The sequence below is a fragment of the Acinetobacter sp. NIPH 817 genome (assembly GCF_000368405.1).
In the GTDB taxonomy this organism is placed as follows: domain Bacteria; phylum Pseudomonadota; class Gammaproteobacteria; order Pseudomonadales; family Moraxellaceae; genus Acinetobacter.
On record NZ_KB849420.1, the window covers coordinates 753,694 to 773,558 of the forward strand.

General features: G+C 39.0%; 15 protein-coding genes. 2 read left to right on the forward strand and 13 right to left on the reverse strand.

The features are described 5' to 3' along the window. Positions 1 to 33 precede the first annotated feature (33 nt). From accC to sbnA, 11 genes are all read right to left on the reverse strand, one after another. Positions 34 to 1,404: an acetyl-CoA carboxylase biotin carboxylase subunit gene (accC, locus tag F968_RS07305; protein WP_004791764.1), complete on the reverse strand. Its 1,371-nt coding sequence runs from the start codon at positions 1,402 to 1,404 to the stop codon at positions 34 to 36. A gap of 17 nt (positions 1,405 to 1,421) precedes the next feature. Then, a complete protein-coding gene (locus tag F968_RS07310; protein WP_004791766.1) occupies positions 1,422 to 1,841 on the reverse strand; it encodes an acetyl-CoA carboxylase biotin carboxyl carrier protein in 420 nt (139 codons plus the stop codon). Positions 1,842 to 1,858: 17 nt separating this feature from the next. After that, a complete protein-coding gene (gene aroQ, locus F968_RS07315) occupies positions 1,859 to 2,314 on the reverse strand; it encodes a type II 3-dehydroquinate dehydratase (RefSeq protein WP_004791768.1) in 456 nt (151 codons plus the stop codon). 235 nt (positions 2,315 to 2,549) lie between these two features. Continuing rightward, positions 2,550 to 3,875 (reverse strand): Y-family DNA polymerase, encoded by a 1,326-nt coding sequence (locus F968_RS07320; RefSeq protein ID WP_034596171.1) that lies wholly within the window; start codon positions 3,873 to 3,875, stop codon positions 2,550 to 2,552. Positions 3,876 to 4,138: 263 nt separating this feature from the next. Then, positions 4,139 to 6,409 carry a TonB-dependent receptor gene (locus F968_RS07325; RefSeq protein ID WP_004791771.1) on the reverse strand — a complete coding sequence of 757 codons (2,271 nt, stop codon included), beginning with the start codon at positions 6,407 to 6,409 and terminating at the stop codon, positions 4,139 to 4,141. A gap of 153 nt (positions 6,410 to 6,562) precedes the next feature. Next, entirely contained in the window at positions 6,563 to 7,336 is a 774-nt protein-coding gene (locus F968_RS07330) for an HpcH/HpaI aldolase family protein (protein WP_004791774.1), read from the reverse strand. Next, complete coding sequence (locus tag F968_RS07335) at positions 7,329 to 10,856, reverse strand: IucA/IucC family protein (RefSeq protein WP_004791776.1); 3,528 nt, start codon at positions 10,854 to 10,856, stop codon at positions 7,329 to 7,331. Before F968_RS07335 ends, F968_RS07330 begins: the two co-directional genes overlap by 8 nt. After that, positions 10,853 to 12,058, reverse strand: a complete 1,206-nt coding sequence (locus F968_RS07340; protein WP_004791778.1) for an MFS transporter — start codon at positions 12,056 to 12,058, stop codon at positions 10,853 to 10,855. Before F968_RS07340 ends, F968_RS07335 begins: the two co-directional genes overlap by 4 nt. Positions 12,059 to 12,061: 3 nt before the next feature. Beyond that, positions 12,062 to 13,702, reverse strand: a complete 1,641-nt coding sequence (locus tag F968_RS07345; RefSeq protein ID WP_081399625.1) for an IucA/IucC family protein — start codon at positions 13,700 to 13,702, stop codon at positions 12,062 to 12,064. A gap of 71 nt (positions 13,703 to 13,773) precedes the next feature. After that, a complete protein-coding gene (gene sbnB, locus F968_RS07350) occupies positions 13,774 to 14,787 on the reverse strand; it encodes a 2,3-diaminopropionate biosynthesis protein SbnB (RefSeq protein WP_004791781.1) in 1,014 nt (337 codons plus the stop codon). Positions 14,788 to 14,808: 21 nt separating this feature from the next. Continuing rightward, positions 14,809 to 15,813 carry a 2,3-diaminopropionate biosynthesis protein SbnA gene (gene sbnA / locus F968_RS07355; RefSeq protein ID WP_004791783.1) on the reverse strand — a complete coding sequence of 335 codons (1,005 nt, stop codon included), beginning with the start codon at positions 15,811 to 15,813 and terminating at the stop codon, positions 14,809 to 14,811. A 498-nt stretch (positions 15,814 to 16,311) separates the two neighbouring features. Between sbnA and F968_RS19670 the strand changes: the two genes are divergently transcribed. Further along, complete coding sequence (locus F968_RS19670) at positions 16,312 to 16,431, forward strand: hypothetical protein (protein WP_081399497.1); 120 nt, start codon at positions 16,312 to 16,314, stop codon at positions 16,429 to 16,431. 1 nt (position 16,432) lies between these two features. Here F968_RS19670 and F968_RS07360 read toward each other — a convergent pair whose 3' ends face one another. Then, positions 16,433 to 17,455, reverse strand: coding sequence for an ABC transporter substrate-binding protein (locus F968_RS07360; protein WP_004791785.1), 1,023 nt, complete (start codon positions 17,453 to 17,455; stop codon positions 16,433 to 16,435). Beyond that, entirely contained in the window at positions 17,456 to 18,046 is a 591-nt protein-coding gene (locus F968_RS07365) for an ANTAR domain-containing response regulator (RefSeq protein ID WP_004791787.1), read from the reverse strand. It lies immediately after the preceding gene. A gap of 456 nt (positions 18,047 to 18,502) precedes the next feature. Between F968_RS07365 and F968_RS07370 the strand changes: the two genes are divergently transcribed. Then, the gene (locus tag F968_RS07370; RefSeq protein WP_004791789.1) at positions 18,503 to 19,843 is read left to right on the forward strand and encodes an MFS transporter; all 1,341 of its coding nucleotides are present in this window, start codon (positions 18,503 to 18,505) and stop codon (positions 19,841 to 19,843) included. Positions 19,844 to 19,865: the final 22 nt, after the last annotated feature.

Here is a 19,865-nt window from a genome sequence, read left to right on the forward strand (position 1 = left end):
AAAAAGCCTCTTACGTATAAGAGGCTTTTTTTATTATGCAGTTTCAGCTTTCTTCTTTTCTTCCAATTGCTTTAACAAGTGCTTTTCAAGGTAATGGATGTCCATTGCTTGAGAACAGAAGCTCTTATCTTGCAAAATGAGATCTTTATGCAGAGGAATGTTAGTTTTAATTCCTGTAAGGATCATTTCATCTAACGCTTGACGCATACGAGCAAGTGAAGTTTCACGGTCTTTACCATGAGAAATCAATTTAGCAATCATAGAGTCATAGTAAGGTGGAATGCTATATTCTGGGTAGATATGAGAATCTAAACGAATACCAGCACCGCCTGGCGCATAGAAACTTTCAATTTTACCTGGTGAAGGTAAGAAAGTTGTTGGATCTTCAGCATTGATACGACATTCGATTGCATGACCATTAACTTTGATATCTTCTTGTTGAAGCTCTAGTCCTAGGCCGCCTGCAATACGCAACTGTTGTTCAATAATATCAACACCAGTAACCATTTCAGTAACAGGGTGCTCTACCTGAACACGAGTGTTCATTTCGATAAAGAAGAATTCACCATCTTCAAATAGAAATTCAAACGTACCAGCGCCACGATATTGCATTAACTGACATGCATGAACACATGCTTCTAAGATATCAGCTCGAGCTTGCTCTGGTAGATTTGGAGCAGGTGCTTCTTCTAACACTTTTTGGTGACGACGTTGTAATGAACAGTCGCGGTCATATAAATGAATCGCATGGCCATTACCATCACCAAGAACTTGCACTTCAACATGGCGAGGTTTTTGTAAGAAGCGTTCCATGTAAACGGTATCGTCACCAAACCACATTTCTGCATCGCGCTGAGCTGCTTGAACTGATTCAAGTAGTGTATCTACACGCTCAACAATACGCATACCACGTCCACCGCCACCAGATGCCGCTTTAACAATAAGCGGGAAACCGATTTCTTTAGCTTCTGCAAGGGCATTGTGGATGGTTACAGCATGGTCACAACCAGGTACAGTAGGTACACCAGCTTTTTTCATGGCAACAATCGCAGAAACTTTGTTCCCCATAAGGCGAATGTGTTCTGGACGTGGACCAATAAAAGTAAAACCTGAACTTTCTACAATTTCAGCAAATTCAGCATTTTCTGAAAGAAAACCGTAGCCGGGATGAATAGCATCGGCACCGGTAATTTCTGCAGCAGTAATAATTGCCGGGATATTTAAATAGCTATCACTACTTGCACCGGGACCAATACATACTGCTTCATCAACAAAACGTAAATGCATCAAATCTTTATCAGCATCTGAATAGATACCAACAGTCTTGATTCCTAATGTTTTGCAAGCCCGGGTAATTCGTAAAGCGATTTCACCACGGTTTGCAATTAAAACTTTTTGCAACATAGACGTCCCCGAGGTAATTACGCGCGATAACGGAATAAAGGTTGACCGAATTGGATTACATCGCCATTTTTCACTAAAATTTCTTCAACCACGCCACTTTGAGTTGCTTCAATTGGGTTCATGATTTTCATTGCTTCAATAATACCCAAAGTTTCACCAGCAGATACAGTTTGACCTACTTTAACAAATGGTGCTTCGCCTGGGCTTGGAGCAGCGTAGAACACACCAACCATTGGAGAAGTTTCAACTGCTCCGCGTGGTGTTTTTGCAACTGGTGCTGCTGCAACAGGAGCTGCCGGAAGTGCTACACCAGCCGCAGCAACGACTGGACTACGGCGAGTTAAAGCGATTGATTGATCACCTTCTTTAACTTCAATCGCTTGCAAGTCAGACTCAATCATTAAATCGATGAGTTTCTTAATTTTGCGGATATCCATGGGCGACTATTCCTAAACTAGTTTGGGTTAGATGGTTGAATTTTTTCAATAGCGTAATCGAGTGCAAAACTATAACCTTTTGCACCAAGACCACAGATCACGCCAATTGCTTTATCGGATAAATATGAATGATGTCTAAATGCTTCTCTTGCATGGACATTCGACAAATGTACTTCAATAAATGGAATGGCAACGCCGAGTAGGGCATCGCGTAGAGCAACGGAAGTATGGGTGAGGGCCGCAGGATTAATAATAATAAGTTTTACGCCTTCGGTTTGTGCCTGATGAATGCGGTCAACAATCGCACCTTCCCAATTGCTTTGAAAAGTATCTAATGTTATTGATGCGTTTTGAGCTTGGATAACGAGTTGTTGGTTAATATCACCTAAGGTAAGATGACCATATACTTCTGGTTCGCGTTTTCCCAGCAAATTCAAATTCGGTCCATGAATCACCAAAATGGTCGAACTCATTCAGATTGCTCCAGCTCTAAAGTTGCAAATATTCTTTGCAAGATGTCTGCAAAGTTTGCTTATTATGGCATATGTTTCTACAATTTTTTTATAATTTGTTTTAATTGTCGCAGAAAGGGTATACCAAATTCGGCTTATATATTGTAAATTTTGCGATGATTTAGCAATGTTAAAAAATGACAAAATTTCAAGTAATTTAATGAAGCTCATTTTAAACTGAATTGACAAAAACAGTTCATGTATTTTGTGTAACGACTGTAGAATTCTCTCCAATTACAAGTAGCTCATTCCATCGAGTTAGATAGTTTTTTGAACGGTGACATTGTTTCATATGCCAAGATGGACTACTGGAATGATAACCGACTTGTAGATAGTGACTGCCGAATCGATTACGAACTGTACTTAGTGTTTTCATGAGTTGTTGTCTTTGCTGAATTAACTCAAGAGGTTGCCATAAGTCATCAATGTGATGTTGACGGGCGTGCAAACCACAAAATAATACTCCAATCTTAATGTACTTTTTATTTTCTTTATATAAAACATCAATTTGTTGCATGGCTGCTTTAGTTAATATGCATAGGTCATCTGTTGCATACGTTAAACCTATCGCTTGAGATGATGCTTTTTTATAAGGTGGTTTATCTGTTTTTTCATAAAGCATGACCTGAATACAGGCACACAGCTGTTCTTGTTTCATTAAGCGCCGATGAGCGCGATTGAGATGAAAGATGAGCGCTTGTTTAATAATCTCAATGCTGGATAAAGCTTGAGCGAAACTTCGTGATGCTAAAATTCGTTTTGTGACGATGGCAGGATCATCGAGTTGGATACAGGATTGGCCTTTTAGCTCACGAATAGTACGTGCCATAACCACAGAGAAAGCTTTTGCGAGATGGTGTTCATTGGCAAAAGTTAAGTCTAGGCATGAATAAATTTCATAGCTTCGTAATTGTTTGACCAATTGGTAGCCAATTCCCCACACTTCTTTGACGGAAGTTTGTTGCATGAGGTCTTCAAGCAGTAGGGGATCTAAGGTAGTGAAATTACAAATTCCATTAAAGCTTTTAATTTTTTTAGCGTAGTGATTGGCTAACTTGGCCTGAGTTTTTGAATATCCGATGCCAATACAGCAAGGTAAGCTTAACCATTTTTCTAGGGTTTCTACCGCTTTGGCACAATGAGAATGAATATCTAGAGTTTGAAGATAAGGGGTTAAACGGATAAAGCATTCATCAATAGAATAAGCTTCTAAATCATCGGGTGAGAAGAATTCACCTAAAACCGAAAAAAAGCGACGAGACATCTCAGCATATAAAGTGTAGTTACTTGAATAGACATGTACGCCTGCTTGGAGAGCTTCTTCTTCGATTTGGTACCATGGAATACCCATTTTGATACCCATGTTTTTTGCTTCCTCACTGCGTGATACAACACATCCATCGTTATTAGAAAGCACGACAACGGGCACGCCAATAAGTTTGGGGTCAAATAGTCGCTCACAACTGACATAACAGTTATTAATGTCTACAAGCGCGTAAATTTCGCGGTGTGAGATGTCCATTCTGACTTGCCCCATTAAAAATATTGGTAAAACTACATATTAGTATTAGCTTTCATTAACAATCTAGTGAGGAATGTTGGTTAGAAAACTGTATTTTGAATATGTAACGAAATCAAGTTAACAAAATTTCTAGGGGAAAGCTAGGGGAGTTCCGACAGCCGACTTTTAGCTAATAAAGCAAAGAAAATAAAACTTTATTTTTTTATTAAAAAAGGAGATCGCGCTGATCTCCTTTTTTGTGAATCATTCTATGTCAGCTTTGATTACCACTTGTGACTATAAGTCACTTTAAGTGTTGCACCATTTGCCACCAAATGGCTAGTGTTATCACCCGATCTTAATAATTGGCTATAAAGAGGATAGTATTTACGGTTAAACATGTTCTCTAAACCAATCGTCACAGTGTCTTTTTTGTTAAGTGCAAAACTACTGATTAAATCAGCTGTTGTATACGTTTTTACATCGTAGCGACCAAAACCATTTACACCATTTAAGCGGTAATCTTCTGAGCCGAAGTAAGTTGCTTGTAGGCGGTTGGTCCAAGTTTCAGTTGGGCTATAAGAAACATAAGCTGTTAGTTTTAATGGTGGAATACGGAAACCCGTCATGTCTTGTTCAGCACCGTTTTCAGGTGTTTCACGACCTTTCATCCACGTAACACTACCACCAGTTCCCCAAACATTAGCATCGTCAAGATAGTCAAAAGTTGCTTCAAGACCAGTAACTTTTTCTTTGGTTCTGCTAAGTGCCAGACCATTGCTGAAAGACTGCACAGCGCCTAGATCAGAAGTAGAGTGGAAGACGGCTAAGCTTGATGAGAAGTTATTGAAGTTTCCTTTCCAGCCTAATTCATAGTTATCAACTTTTACAGGTTCTAAAAATGAAGATGATAATTCATAATTTTTTTCCTTATCTGTATTATTGGCATTACGAATAATTACACCAACATCAGGTAATTGAAAACCTTGGTTAAATGATGCATAAATTGAGTGTTGGTCATTTGGAGAGAAAGTCACATTAGCATTGTACAACCATGCATCAGCTTTTACTTTTCCACCTTGATATACATAAGGGTTTGGCTTATATGATTGTGTGTTAGGATCAAATTGGGATAATGGAACAAAGCTATCAATTTGGGCATAGCTGTCTTCATAACGCGTACCAGCTTCTGCTGACCATTGGTCATTAAAGCGGTGTTTTAACTGTATAAAACCACCCACACTTTGCGTTGTAAGTTCAGGTAAATAAATGAGCTTGCCAGTTTTTACAAACTCTAGCCCCCCAGATTGGTCATAAATATCAGGATCGAAAGTATCTAAAGGCATTTCGCTTTTTTCACGGCTAAAGTCACCACCCCAAACCAGTGAGGAGTCACCTAAAAACTCAAGCGGTGTGGTCACAGTTAAGCGGCTGCCAAGTATATTATTTTCTTGATAGATCTGGTCTACGTTACCACCCCGATTCGGATTTTTTCGTGCATCAAACGGTGAGAAACGTGTAAAGAAGTCTCGGTAATAAATTTGAGCATCAACTTTATTCCCAAACAGGTCTTTGTTTGTATAGGTCAAATTGTAGATCTGGTTTTCATTTTTATTTTGGTCTTTGAGCTTTAAGCCTTTAATTGCTTTCGCTGGTACAGTTCCAGCAGGAGCATTCTTCACACTTGGGTCAGATGCATAATCTGAGTCTTGCTCGGCATTGTAGTAGTTTGCAGCGAATTGTAGATATTGGTTGTCATCAATATGATAACCAAGCTTACCACCTACGCTGTAAGCATCAGCATCATATAAATCACCCTGACTTGGTTCCGGTGCAACACGGTCACCACTTGCATCGTATGGGCTACCAATACGTTGATAACCAAAATCAAATGCATAATCAAATGCATTAAAGCTGCCTGTGAAATATTGGTGAATATCGCCACTTAAAGCATTAGAACGGAAATTTGTTAAAGGTGTTTGAAGTCCAACCACGGTTTTTGCGGTAGGTTCACCACCCGCAGCTTTTGTCGTAATTGAAATAATTCCACCCGCAGCACCACCGCCATAAATAGCATTACTGCCGCGAATCACTTCAATATTCGCAATACTTTCAGGATCAATTGCTGAAAGTCCACGTGATGTATCGCGTGTAAGGTTCATCGGCACGCCATCGACCAAGATCAGGGCATTACGACCACGTAAGGTTTGACCATAATCGGTAATGGTTCGGCTTGAGTCCGATAGGCCTGGTACGGCTTTCGCTAAAACAGTCGCAATACTTCCAGATGAACCATTTCTTAAAAGTTCAATTTGTTTTTCATCTAACTTGGTGACTTGTTTGGCAGAGGTAGAGAGTTCATCTGTCCGTGAAGCAGTGATTGTAATTGTAGGAAGTGCTTCAGGTTTCTTTTCTGTTTCTGTGGTTTCAGCAGGTGAAGCTGCAAATGCTGAGTTTGAAAGGAAAATAGCTCCACCAAGTGAAAGAAGTGGAATGATATTTTTAACTTCAGACTTTCTTGTAAAAAGTTTATTACTTTTTATGTTATTTCCCATTATCTCGCCCTGAGAGTGATTTTAAATTGAGCGAATTATAAATGAGAATCATTGTAATTAACAATATTATTAATTGCTTTAAAATAATATATTTGAAATTTATTCAATGAATTAGGGGAATAGGAATTTATTCCCCTAAAAAGGTGTGAACAGTTATGAGTTGTCCTTAAATGTATTTAGATGGTTTTGATGGGCACGGCGAATAATGCTGCGGTCATCACCGAGTACAAAAAGCTGAACGGATTGTTGTTTCCATGCAGCAATATCTTCAGGTTGTCGGGGAATAGCACAGAAATGCTTTTGACTATTTTTAGTCTTTATATACATCTCTTGAATCTTTTCTTTCAGTTTTGGATGGCTGGTTTGCCATGGCATTCCCATCGATTGAGAGAGGTCGGCAGCACCTTCAAGAATAATATCGATGCCTTCAACTTTTAAAATTTCATCAAGTTGTTCTAGTCCTTCTAAGCTTTCAATCATAGCAATGACAACAGTCTCGTTTGCTGCCTGTTGAACAAAACTCGCTAAATCATCAATACCGTATCGATTTAGCCTTGTCGAATTCAATCCTCTTTGCCCAAGCGGCATATAGTGGCAATAGTTCACAGCTTCTTGTGCTTGCTGAGCATTTTCAATACGCGGAAACACAATGCCTGTTACACCTGCATCGAGCAGAGGTAGTACGAGGTGGTTAGCGTTTAGAGGCACTCTTACAAACAAATCAATAGACATAGCCCTAGCGGCTAAAATCATTGTCTCGACTTGAGACGTACTAAATAAAGTATGTTCCAAGTCGATAATAATAAAGTCGTAGCCCGCTAGTGACAGTTGCTCAACATTAATCGGAGAAGCTACGGAACAAAATATTCCGTAAAGCGTTTCGCCATTTGCTATTCGTTTCTTAAAAGAAATCGAATGCTTATTCATATTCAATTTCCTTAATAAGACTGAGCGGATTTGGTGTGGTTTGTACTCTTAAGCGAATTTCTGGAAGGAAACGGCGGCTTGCCAGCTGTTCAATGTCGATAGTGTCATCTGTAAAGTTAAATAATTCATATCGTTCGCTAAATTCTGGGTGAGCTTCTTTATGCTGATTGATGATGGTTCTTAACATAGTCCAGAATTTGATTTCATCGAAGTCATAATGTTCATTTAAGAAAATCGCTAACTCTGCCAAATTTACAAACCACAGCGCATCTTGAGTAAAGTCTCTTAACTCATTTGGAGAATGGGTTTCCAAGAAAGAGTTCGGATTAATTTTGGCATGTTCTTTCGGCGCATCTTGTAAGTTGGGTAAAAGGTCGGGCTCGCGCAAAAGATGACGGCTAAAACGAATGCCATCATGGAAATCTTTCAAAGCAGCTTTAACGGGTAAGCCATTTTTATGAATAAGTACCATGTTTTGTGCATGTGACTCTAAAGCGAGGCCGTGGCACCATAAAATATGCATGATAGGCAGATAAGCATTGGTAAGTAACTTTTCTAACCAGAACGCGATCCCATACTCTTGAATCCACTCATCAATGAGAGGTTTTTGGTCCGTATCAACTTGCATCAACCCTGTTACTGGTGTTGCCGATTCACCTTCTTTTAAGTAGCTGTAAATACTTTCGCGCCAAATGCAGGCGAGTGCGCCGTATTGAACAGGAAGGGCAATCGGCTGGTTAACTGAGAGACCGCCAATCTCTCTTAAAATAACAGGTTTGCGCTGTTTTTCTAAAATATGATCTTGCTCAACAATGTTATAAAGCCAGTCACTCATTTTTGCTGCATTTTGAACGGTATGCGGTGCCAATACACGAGAGGTCGATGTATTAACTAAGTTCATTGCCAATTTAAGAGAAAGCGCCGAGATATCACTAATATTTGATAAGGTTCGAATTGACTGCTGTGGTAAATAAGTGGGGCCTTCAATATCTAACGGAATGATCAGTTGGTTGCTAATTGCATCTTGATAATATAATTCAATAATTTTATCCCACTGCCACGGGTGAATTGGGGTGAGAATATAATCTTTAAAATCTACATTTTGCTCTTTCAATTGATCATTAATAGTTTGTAAATCTTTTTCTGAAAAATGCTGTTTATAAAGCTGCTCTAAATTAATGGTTTTACTTAAAACCAGTTTGCATAAACTGTTATGAGTCGCGACCCATTGAACAGTAAAACCTTCAGAAAGCTCTGGAGCATATTTCTGGTTTTCTTTTAAATCGAAGCCAATACGAGACTTAAAACTTGGGTGATATAAATGCGCATTGGTAATCCGTGCTTCTTGTTCTAAATAAGGCAAGGTTCTTAAAGGTTGGGCAGGAACTTGGCTCAAAGTCTGAGCATGTTTAACGTAAGTCAAATTCAGCTCATCATTAAAGTTTTGCCATTTAACTGGGTCAGCTTCAATAATATTTTTGAGATCGGTAAGTAGCGTTTTTAAGTTAGGGCGAGTTTCAGTGTCTAAAGTAATATCAGAACGGACTAAGCTTGAAGGATCTAACTTAATTCGTTTAAAACTGAAATGTCTCTTGGCTGCGCAAGTATAAAAAACGGTATCGGAAATATAAAACTTGATTTGACCTTTAGAAAACTCATATTTAAAAGTATTTTCAAAAATGAGTGCTTCTAATAACTGGCCCATCACGCGATTTTCCGCGAGGGTTTTATAATTGGTTTGTTGTGTTGGTTGAAGAGGGCAAAGCGCTTCTGCGCCGCGATATTTATAAATAGGGTTTTCAACTTCAATCCAGATTGGATTGCCACCACTGTGGTAGAGCGTATTTAACATATTTGCCTTAATTGGTAATGTGAGTGAATGAATTAATAAATTGCGGTATTGCTGGCCTTTGGTGCTAAAGTTTTCTTGTGTGAGTGTAAGACGGGTGGCTTGCCAAAGTTCAGATTCTTCAATGGCCGTAACTCGTGCAATTGCACTGATGAGATGAGCAATATGGTTGATCACGAGGTAATATTTTAAAAACGTCCATGCATCTTTTTGAGAGAACCAAACAGTACTATCTTCAGAAATAGATGAGTTGTCTTCTATCATTTCTGGAACAATGCTAATGCCTTCCATATCTCGAAGAATAAGGCGATGCGGATAGCCGTTTTTGAATTCCATTAAGCTGTTTTGCATATGCGCTTCTACGCTAATGCCTTTATTTGCAAACAACTCAATTAATGGAATAAGTGAAACTTTAACGTACTGTTTCCACCAAAAAGTAATGAAGTCTTTGGCATCTTTCGATTGTAGATTTTGATTTGGGGCGGCTTGCTGAATGAAGCTTAAAAGTGGAATTTCATGGTCTTCATTTTCTTCAACCAAGCCGCCGAGCATTCTGGTATTTTCTAATACCTCTGGCGTGAGTCCTGCCCGATAAATAATGCCAAATGAACTTTCAAGCTCAGGAATTTTGACTGTTTTCGCCTCTAGTTCCGGTAGAATCACAAGGTCGGGATATTGCTCATTAATCCTATGATTAATAATAATTTTGCTCGCATCAATGGCGCGTTCCATTTCATCCATTGGGTTATTACGAATGAAACTGGTAATTCGCACATCAATGGAAAGCTTTAAGAATAGGTTCGATTGAGGTAACCACACGGTGCGAACGGATGAGGTTGGCCATACGGTTTGACCTAAAGCACCTAGATAAATAACGTCTTGGCTATCTAAATGTTTCTTTAAAGATGGATGTTGAAGTAAAAAATTAGCTTGCCAAGGGTGAGTTGGCATAAGCTCATAGTTTGCGAAGTTTTCTTGCAAACGCTCTTTTGCAGTTGCTAAAACTTCATCTTCAATATGGTAAGAAGGCTGTTCTTCACTTACCAGCTTTTGAATTAGAGAAGAATGAACCGCGAAGTAGTGAAGTTGGAAACTGGCGCCTAGCTCAGGGCTATATTTTTTCATGTCTTCTTTAGAAAAACCTAAGTTGGCTTTAGAAGTCACATGAAAAGGATGCCCATATAACATGCCTTGTTCAGTTGCTTGAAAACCGCTTAACGCTTTAGTTGCTGATTGGGAGGGCTTATTTTCTATAAAGAATTTTGTATTCTCGATACTATTAGCAATATCAAAATACAGGTTCTTATTTTGATTTTTATCTTTAAATAAGCTATTCAGCTCATCTGTAATCAGCTTCACTAAATTTTTAGGGTCGGTAAGCGAGTCAAATGTATTGTTGCTTAAGTTTTGTAGGCTAAAACCACGTTGATATCTATGATAACCAGTGGTGGATAGATGTTGAACTGCGCCATAAACAACTGTGTTAGATGCATTAAATGTATAAGCAAAATATAGGGTGTCTGGGCGCTCCGTATACAGTGTGAATAAAGGAGAATCTTGAGCTGGAATAATGTGCTCTTCAAGATTCACTTTAAGTTCACGAAAGAAAGTATTCAGGTACTGTTCGAAAAGTTTATAAGACCATGCATCTGTTGTAATAATTGAGTTCATTCTTGTGCCTCTTTTAAAATTGTATCCATTAAGAATCTGTTCAAAATCACCACTAAACCCGCACCAATAAAAAATAGTGAGGTGCAGATTAATGCAGCGGTAATATTGAAAAATGAGTAGGTGAGGGTGATGGTGATTGGGCCAATAAGTTGCCCTAAAACAAAGGCACTGTTAGAAATACCAATCACTTTTCCTTGGCTTTGAGCGCCAGCTTTTAGAGAAATGGTGTGTAAGATCGAAGGAATAAGGGCTGCAAAGCAAAAGCCTTGTATGAGTCGTAATACAAGAATCAGCCAGAGATTAGAAACCCAGATCAATGCGAAAATCGTGATGCCGCAAATCAAAGATGCGTAAATGAAGTTATTAAAAGAATCTCCTTTATCATCATTTCTTTTTCCCCAATAGGTCGCAGCAATAAAGGCTGCTCCCCATGAAAGCGCATGAATTGTTCCAGTTAAGCTTGCAGCAGATAATGATGAATGAGTGCTTTGGCTTATTTCACTAATGTATAAAACAAAGCAAGACACTAAGCCAAAGCCACCGGCTTGAACCAAAATGCCAGCGCTTAACCATGAAAAAATTGTTCTATCAAAGAAAGCCGGAAGCTTAGATTTTTCTTTGGTTTTTGTGGTTTCAGTTTTAACGGGATTGGTTAATACAATTGACGCAATCACAATGAGTGTCATCACAACAAATGCTGTTGCGTTGAGTAATACTTCAACCCGCCATTGATCCATAAATATCCCGCCGAGTACGGGACCACATAGGCAAGCGAGTGCAACACTACTTTGCAGTTGTCCAAAAGCGGCACCACGTTGTTGTTCATTGGAAAGATATGAAACATAGGCATTTAAAATCACGGAAAGACCGCAAAAACCGAGTAAAATTCGCGCGAAAATAAATAGGTCTAAATGCTGGGCGCTCGCCATAAGCAATATTGAAATACAGAAACCAGCCAGAGAAAGTAGCAAGGCTTTTTTATGGCCAAATGTGTCGGATAGATGACCCACAATCGGTGCTGTAAATAAACTGCCAATAGCCGGAGCCGCGAGTGCCAAACCTGCCCAGATAGTGGGAGCACTCATATGCGCCGTCAGTTTTTCCATATAGAGTGGCATGATCGGAATCAGCACCATAAGCCCAAAAGTGGAAAAAAACTGACAGAGCAAAATAATGAAATGATCTAGGCGAGATGAGCGCATGATTTAGATGTCCATGGTCTCATAGCTAGAAACAGACAAGCTCTGATAAGGGTTTGGTGTGGTTCCGATTTTACTTGGCATACCTGTTGAGTCACTTTCTTGCGCGAGTAAAGGTGTAAGTAGCTGTTTGAATGGCCAAGTCTTATTGTCAAAAAGATAGGTTTGAATTTGCGATTTTGTTTGTTCTGAAATGGGTTGAGTTTCTAGAAAATCTTGAATAATGTCTTGAACCATCTCCCAAAAATCGCTTTCTGTACGATCCGTATATTTCAAGGTGGCTAAAGCAATTGGGTAGAGGTTAATTTGAATCCCTAAAGTAATGAAGTAATTAAATAAGTCTTCATTTTTACTAAAGATAAGGTTGTTCGGCGTGCTGGTATCGATGGTATAAATCGGAGGAGTAAAACCACTTTCTTCAATGGCTGTTGTACATATTCTTAAGGTATCGTGGTCACGTAAAATAAAGCATTTAAACTTATTATTTTCATAACACACCATCATGTTTTGCCCGTGGCATTCAGGCATGATGCCTTTTGCCCAAAGCGTTAAGAATGTTTGAATAAAATGAACACTTAAGTCTTTTAATAATGTCCATTTGTCGCCTTCAATGCCCAATGTTTCCCAAGGGTCAACATAAGTACAGCTTAAAGCTGACATGGTAATAGGTGTAACATTTTGATCTTGGCAAAAATCGGGTAAATGTCTGACTTGGCAACCGATTACACCTAAATTTTTTACAATCGGCTCTTGTTTACCGAGTACCCACCAATGCGTTTCATTACTCAAAAAGAGACGATTTTTTATTAGAGCAGTTTCATTAATGACTTCATTTAAAAAATCATAAGCCGTATGACCATTCATTAAATAACGGCCTGGCATAGAACGGATTGCACCTAATGTTTTAGCATTGGTCGAAAGTTTTAAATGCAGAGTAGGGTTTGAGTTATGAATAAGCGTTCTTAATGAAGAAGTTGGTGAGCCAATTGTCGTGACATGGTTCAGGTCAATAGCGCCGTACTTATTTTCATCAAACTTTAAATAGCGATGTTGAGTCTCTAACAAAGGTAGGGCTAAGTAATTATCTGAAAGTTCCGCTATTTTTTCAGTAATATGCTTGTCCTCAGCTTCGCATAACAGAAGCTCTTTATGAGGAATCGAATCCATATTATTGATGATGTCATCTTTCTTAAAAGCCCACCAATACACCTCAATTTCTTTTTGAGTTGTGAGTGGTGCAAGTTCACCTTTTGAATGAGCAAACGGATGAAATGGGCGGTCAGCCACCAGCGAGAGCAATTCACTAGTAATTAAAGGCGATGAAAATGAAAGTGCTAACTGTAAAATTTGAGGGATTTTTTCAGCCGTTACTAAGTTGTCGAGCCAATAATTAATAGCTTTTTGATGATGTGGTGAAGGCCACCAAGTTGCTTTTGTTAAATAATTAAAAACCTCAGCAATAGAAATTTTAGACGTCGTATTGTTTAAGAGGTTATGAAGCAGAACTTCGGGTTGGGTGACATAGAAAGGATTTACACCATCTACTTTTAAACAGCTTAGATAGAGTTCCAACTCATCATTGAGAGTTATTGCCAGATAAGGCTTTTTATAGGAAATATGATCTTTAAAATCTCCATAATTCTCCATGTAGAGAGCATCTATCGTTTTTTGTAGTTGTGCTGTGTAAATCCGATCTAACATTTTAGTTATTCCTATTCTTATAAAAGCGGTAGAACCGTGCCAACGTTTTGTTCTTGTGCGGCATTGAAGAACCACTTAGCGCAGACAATATCGTCAATCGCCATGCCCATTGGGTTGAGCAAAATGATTTCATCTTCATGTTCGCGGCCGTTTTTATGACCAATAATGATGTCGCCAAGTTCGGCATGCAGTTTTTCACGGCTGAATAAGCCATCTTCAACGAGTACGTTGATGACTTTCTTTTCGCGGTTTGATTGGTCCCAGTCATCCACAATCACTTTGTCCACTTTTAAGAAGACTTCAGGCTCAATATCCATAATTGAAATGTTTGAAACAAAGCAGCCTTTTTTAAGCCATTCAAATGGAATGTAAGGTTTATCTGAAACTGTGCAGGTAATGAGGACATCCGCTTGCTGAATCGCAGACTTAGCACTGTCATGAATTTCAATTTCTAAATGTGGATATTCGGAAAGGAACAATGCTTTGAGTTTTTCAGCCGCTTCAGGGTTTACATCAAATAAATGTATTTTTTTCACTTGAGTGTATTGTTCAAGTACAGTCTTAATCTGCATTTGCGCAATTGGTCCGCAGCCAATCACAGTAATATCTGAAAAGTCTTTTTTTGCTAAATATTTAATTGAAACACCGGTAATTGCAGCAGTTCGCATGGCACTAATTAAGCTGCCTTCCATCACCGCGACCGGATAATTTGTTTCTGAGTCATTTAAAACAATCAGTGCGCTAGCACGAGGAATATTGAATTTTTTAGGGTTATGTTGTCTTGAGCCAATCCATTTAATTCCGGCAATCGGGTCATTGCCACCTAAATAGCAAGGCATGGCAATAATACGGTCAGCAATATGGTCGGCACCTTGCCAGCGAAGATAAGGTTTTAAGGGTTGTACAAACTGTTTATTTGCATGCAGGGTTAAACCTTCAGTAATCGCTTCAATAAATGAATTACTATGATTTGCGCCAAGATTTAATAAATCTGATTGACTTAAGTAGCGAAGGGTAGCCAAATTGCTCATGAATATGTCCTAAGGAGAAGGTTAAACAACATTTTGTAAAGTAAGGTTTTCTTGGCGTCGTACATTTCGATTGAAGTGACGTTTCTTAATCATTTCGAACCATTCATCTTCATAAACAAGATCGAGATAACGGTCGCCACGATCAGGCAACAGTGTTAAAACGCATGACCCAGCAGGAATGGTTGGAATCAGTTTTTTGATGGCTGAAATAGATGAGCCACTCGAACCGCCTGCAAAAATTCCTTCATGTTCAAGAAGCTCTCTGCAACCGAGTGCCGACTCATAGTCATCTACATAAATGACATCATCAATTTCATCGGGGGAGAGTAGTGGTGGGACAGTACTTGCACCAATGCCAGGAATTTCGCGCGGACCAGATGTACCACCGAACAACACAGAGCCGACGATATCGACTGCGATCACTTTTAATTCTGGAAATCTTTCTTTAAGGCGACGAGATACGCCCATAATCGTGCCTGAGGTACTTGCTCCAATCACGAGGTAATCAATCTTGCGATCAATTTGATTTAGGATTTCTTCTGCTTCACCAAAATAGTGGCTTTTCCAGTTGTTTGGGTTTGCATACTGATTAATCCAAACAGCATTCGGTAGTTGTTGGCAGAGACGTTTTACAGTGTCAATTCTGGTTTTTAAGTAACCGCCGTTTTGGTCTTTTTCAGAGACCATTTCGATATTGGCTTTATAAAGCTTCAGCATTTGTAAATTTGCTGAAGCAATTTTTGGGTCAATCACGGCAGTAAATTTTAATCCATAGATTTTGCATGCCATTGCAAGCGCAATAGCTAAGTTCCCTGATGAGCTTTCAACAATATGACTATCTTTATTGATGACTCCAGATTTCAAGCCTTCCTGTAGCATGAATAATGCTGGACGGTCTTTAATACTTCCTCCTGGGTTTAACAATTCCATTTTCGCAATCACTGAGACTGATTGATGCGTGAATAGCCTTGATAGTTGTAATAGTGGCGTTTTACCTATGCAGTCGAGAATATTTTCATGGATCATGGTAGATCTTCTCAGGTTTTTATGTGTTGTGAATGATAATGATTATTAATTTAATTATTATTACCATTTGTGCCATGATTGTTGCGGTTTGTAACTCAAAATAGGGGGCACTTATAGGATTTTTCACTAATTTTTTTTGTGTAATTATTTGAATCGTAATATTTATATTTTATAAAGAGAAAAATTAATAAATGTTTTAAATATAACTAGATAGGCAATAAATTACTTTTTAGCTAAAAAAAATAATCTAATTAAGACCGATGTTTGAAATTACTTTGAAGCAATAAAATTTATGACCTGACCCACATAATTTGTGTATTACTATTTTGTAGAGATCATAGATAAGTTTTATGCATAAAAAGAGAGGACTATTTGAGTACTCTCTTAAAAGGTTGAAATGATTAACGAAATTGATGATGTGGCAGTTATTGATATGAAAATGTCTGAAAATGATATGTTTAGATAGATATGATCATTTGCATAAGCGCTATATTTTCAATGGATCAGTTGAGTCCAAAAAATATAGTAATGCGTGTTTCGCATTTTGTCTTATGGGTCTTTCAAGCTGTCTTTTTTATAAAAGACAGCTTTTTTTATGCTGATTTGATTCTTAGATGACTTATGAAGAATATCGCTGTTTGGCTTGTTCATAAGCCTCAAGATTAATGCATTGAGCTCCCAAGCTTGTAATTTGTGCTTGCTCGATTTGAAGTTCATCCCATTTTTGCATTTGTTCGAGCAGCCAATAAAAGTCTTCTACTTTTGGAAGCGCACTTTCTTTTACTAAATGACGGACAATATCTTGAATCATGAAATATTTATCGACATGTACTTCTTCAGAACAATGAAAACGAACGATTCCAGACTCAACCAATAATTTTAAAATTGGCGCAAAGTCTTGTAACTCACTCAACTCTTGTTGGGCTTTCATGATTGCGGCGGTGAGCGCGACGAGCGTTTGTGGATGCTGCTCCGCCCATTCTTGCGTTACTGCTAAAACCTTATCTGCGACAGGAGGAATAACGTTTTGGCTTGAGCAAATCATTTTACTTAAACCAAGAAGCTCACCTTGGGTATTCCAAGGTTCACCTACACAGAAACCATCAATCACATGTTTGTCGAGTGCTTCGACCATGTATGGTGGTGGTAATGTTTTGAGCTGAATAGACTGCGCAAGTTTTGGATTTGATAAAGCCAGCCATTCTCTTAAACAGTAATGGTGAATAGAATGCTTAAACACATGCGCTAAAGAAAGAGGGTGACCTTGTTCAAGATAGCTCGCCACTTTTTGTGCCGTTACTTGTGCGATGTCATTTTCTTGAATTGCAAGTTGATGAGTAAGCTTTTGACTTAAGCTAATGAAAGCACGGTTTTCACTTAAAACCAGTGACGTTTGTAGAGGTGTACCAATTTGATCTGCGCCTACAGCCGCCGCAGGTAACATTGCCGATAAGCAATGGGCCGCGTCTAATAATCCAAAAGCAAGACGGTCGCGCAGACTCGCCCACGATGCTTCTTTAACTAAAGTAACTTCTAAACCTACTTCTTCAAAGAAACCTCTTTGTTTTGCCCAAAGCAACGCAAGACAATCAAGCAAAGGAATATAGCCAAGTTGTAATTGAGTCTTTTCTAATCTGCTCATTTAGTCATCCTTTAATTGATTGCCAAGTAATTTTTGAGCGTCAAGTAAACGCCGTGCCATTTCTCCAATTGTAATGCGGTGGCTCATCGCATTTTTTCTAAGAAGCTGAAATGCAGTTTCTTCAGGTAGGCCATGCAGTTGCATAAGTAGCACTTTGGCTTTTTCGACATCCTTACGGTCGGCAAGTTTGGTTTGAGCCTCTTTTAAATCACCTTCGAGTTTTTTGTGCTTTTTATATTGCTCAATTGAGATTTCTAAAATGGTATGTAAGCGGGAAGGGTCGATGCCATCGACAATATACGCAGTTACTCCCGCATCGATGGCTTGTTTAATGGTGTCTTTATCAGAATTTTTGGTGAATAGAACTGTAGGTAGGTCATAACTACTGACACAGCTTTCAATAATGTCACGATGGGGATGATCCATATCAAGCAAGATGACATCAGCTTGCAAATGTTCCAGACGAAAGATATTCAAATGATCCAAAGTAAGGCATGCGACTACTTCAAAATCATTTTCAAGCAAACTTTTTCTTATATAGTCGGCTCGCGCATGATCATCATCAATAAGGGCTATTTTGAGTTTTGGCATAAGTTCAGAAAATCAGGCTAAGAAAATGCGCCAATTCGACGCGTTTTTGTTATCAATTATTTAAGCAAGATTAATGCCATAGCAAACTAAAGAAAAAATCGAGCTTTATCGCTAAATTAGCATGCTTAATAGCGCTACTGATCAATCTTGGTGCAAAAATGCGATTCATTTTGTAGCAGAGCGTATTTTTACCTGAACCCTATAAGGGTGCAAGGTTAAAGCAGTTAAAGATATGAGAATGATCATTTTGATATTTTAAAAAATTTTATCTATATGAAAAATAATAATAAAAAAATATTAATTTAATTTTTAAAAAAGCTGGCATGCAAAATGCTTATTCAATAACAGGTCGAAGACGACCATGAGTTTTAAAGACGGCCAATGATGTCCGTTCTGATCGAGTTTGTGAATACCTAGGTGTACACAAAGAAGTTACGTTCAGTCGGAGTGAAGGCAATGTCTTTGAATTTGTCAGCCACAAAAGCAACATCTATTAAGCTGTTTAATTTTACAGTTCCAGCGATGCGGGCCTTCCACATGAGTTGGCTCGCTTTTTTTGCTTGCTTTTTTGCGTGGTTTGCCTGTGCACCTCTCATGCCTGTTATTGCAGGTGAGTTCCATTTAACAAAAGATCAAATTGCTAACATTAGCATTGCGGCCGTTGCTGTCACGATTGTGGTGCGTTTGGCCGTCGGGCCTTTGTGTGACAAATATGGCCCACGTAAAGCATATATCACACTTTTACTTGTTGGCAGTATCCCGGTCATTGGGATCACTGCTGTTAGAAGTTACGAATCCTTTCTCTTTTTCCGCTTTTTGATTGGTGCCATTGGCGCAAGCTTTGTCATCACTCAATATCACACCAGCGTCATGTTTGCTCCAAATGTTGTGGGCACAGCCAATGCAACTGCTGTAGGTTGGGGTAATGCTGGGGGTGGTACCACACAAGCAGTCATGCCTTTGATTCTCTCCGCAATTGTGATGTTTGGCGTTGAGCAATCTATGGGCTGGCGTATTGCACTTTTAATGCCCGGCATAATGATGCTTGTAGTGGCATTCATGTATTGGAAATTTACCCAAGACTGTCCACAAGGCAACTTCGATGAGCTGCGCGCTCAAGGCATTGCCACAGATAGCGGTAAAAAAGGCGGCTGGGCTGTAATGAAACAAGCAGCTGGCAATTACCGTGTCTGGATTTTATTTGGTACATACGGCGCATGTTTTGGTGTTGAGATTTTTATGCACAACATCTTGGCCATGTATTACGTCGAAAAATTTCACTTTGGCTTAAAAGAGGCAGGCTTAACTGCCGGAATTTTAGGACTACTTGCCATCTTCGCTCGCTCTTTGGGAGGTTTTCTCTCTGACAAAGTAGCAATCAAAAAAGGTTTGGATGGCCGTACAAAACTACTCTTTGTCATGATTTTGGGCGAAGGGCTATTCCTGATTTTATTTTCACAAATGAATTTCGCGCACTTGGCCATCATGAGCATGGTGGTCTTTGCACTCTTCATTAACATGGCATGCGGTGCGACCTATGCCATGGTTCCATTTATCGACCGTGAAGCACTGGGTGGTGTGTCTGGCATTATCGGTGCCGGAGGCAATGCAGGCGCGGTCGTTGCAGGTTTTTTATTAAAAGGTATGACAGATATTCAATCTTGCCTGATGGCATTAGGTGGATTTGTCATTGTCGCTGGATGCTTCGTGATGTTGATTCGCTTCTCGGTAGAGCACAAGGCAAAAGAACAACGTCTATTTGAGCAAGCTATTTTAGATCGCAATAACGCAGCTTAAAAGCAACGTGATTTGAGGAGAA

What these genes read in the sequence shown, in the direction of transcription:
- accC (WP_004791764.1), bottom strand. Translation starts at nt 1,404, where the DNA reads ATGTTGCAAAAAGTTTTAATTGCAAACCGTGGTGAAATCGCTTTACGA.
- F968_RS07310 (WP_004791766.1), bottom strand. Translation starts at nt 1,841, where the DNA reads ATGGATATCCGCAAAATTAAGAAACTCATCGATTTAATGATTGAGTCT.
- aroQ (WP_004791768.1), bottom strand. Translation starts at nt 2,314, where the DNA reads ATGAGTTCGACCATTTTGGTGATTCATGGACCGAATTTGAATTTGCTG.
- F968_RS07320 (WP_034596171.1), bottom strand. Translation starts at nt 3,875, where the DNA reads ATGGACATCTCACACCGCGAAATTTACGCGCTTGTAGACATTAATAAC.
- F968_RS07325 (WP_004791771.1), bottom strand. Translation starts at nt 6,409, where the DNA reads ATGGGAAATAACATAAAAAGTAATAAACTTTTTACAAGAAAGTCTGAA.
- F968_RS07330 (WP_004791774.1), bottom strand. Translation starts at nt 7,336, where the DNA reads ATGAATAAGCATTCGATTTCTTTTAAGAAACGAATAGCAAATGGCGAA.
- F968_RS07335 (WP_004791776.1), bottom strand. Translation starts at nt 10,856, where the DNA reads ATGAACTCAATTATTACAACAGATGCATGGTCTTATAAACTTTTCGAA.
- F968_RS07340 (WP_004791778.1), bottom strand. Translation starts at nt 12,058, where the DNA reads ATGCGCTCATCTCGCCTAGATCATTTCATTATTTTGCTCTGTCAGTTT.
- F968_RS07345 (WP_081399625.1), bottom strand. Translation starts at nt 13,702, where the DNA reads ATGGAGAATTATGGAGATTTTAAAGATCATATTTCCTATAAAAAGCCT.
- sbnB (WP_004791781.1), bottom strand. Translation starts at nt 14,787, where the DNA reads ATGAGCAATTTGGCTACCCTTCGCTACTTAAGTCAATCAGATTTATTA.
- sbnA (WP_004791783.1), bottom strand. Translation starts at nt 15,813, where the DNA reads ATGATCCATGAAAATATTCTCGACTGCATAGGTAAAACGCCACTATTA.
- F968_RS19670 (WP_081399497.1), top strand. Translation starts at nt 16,312, where the DNA reads ATGGATCAGTTGAGTCCAAAAAATATAGTAATGCGTGTTTCGCATTTT.
- F968_RS07360 (WP_004791785.1), bottom strand. Translation starts at nt 17,455, where the DNA reads ATGAGCAGATTAGAAAAGACTCAATTACAACTTGGCTATATTCCTTTG.
- F968_RS07365 (WP_004791787.1), bottom strand. Translation starts at nt 18,046, where the DNA reads ATGCCAAAACTCAAAATAGCCCTTATTGATGATGATCATGCGCGAGCC.
- F968_RS07370 (WP_004791789.1), top strand. Translation starts at nt 18,503, where the DNA reads ATGTCTTTGAATTTGTCAGCCACAAAAGCAACATCTATTAAGCTGTTT.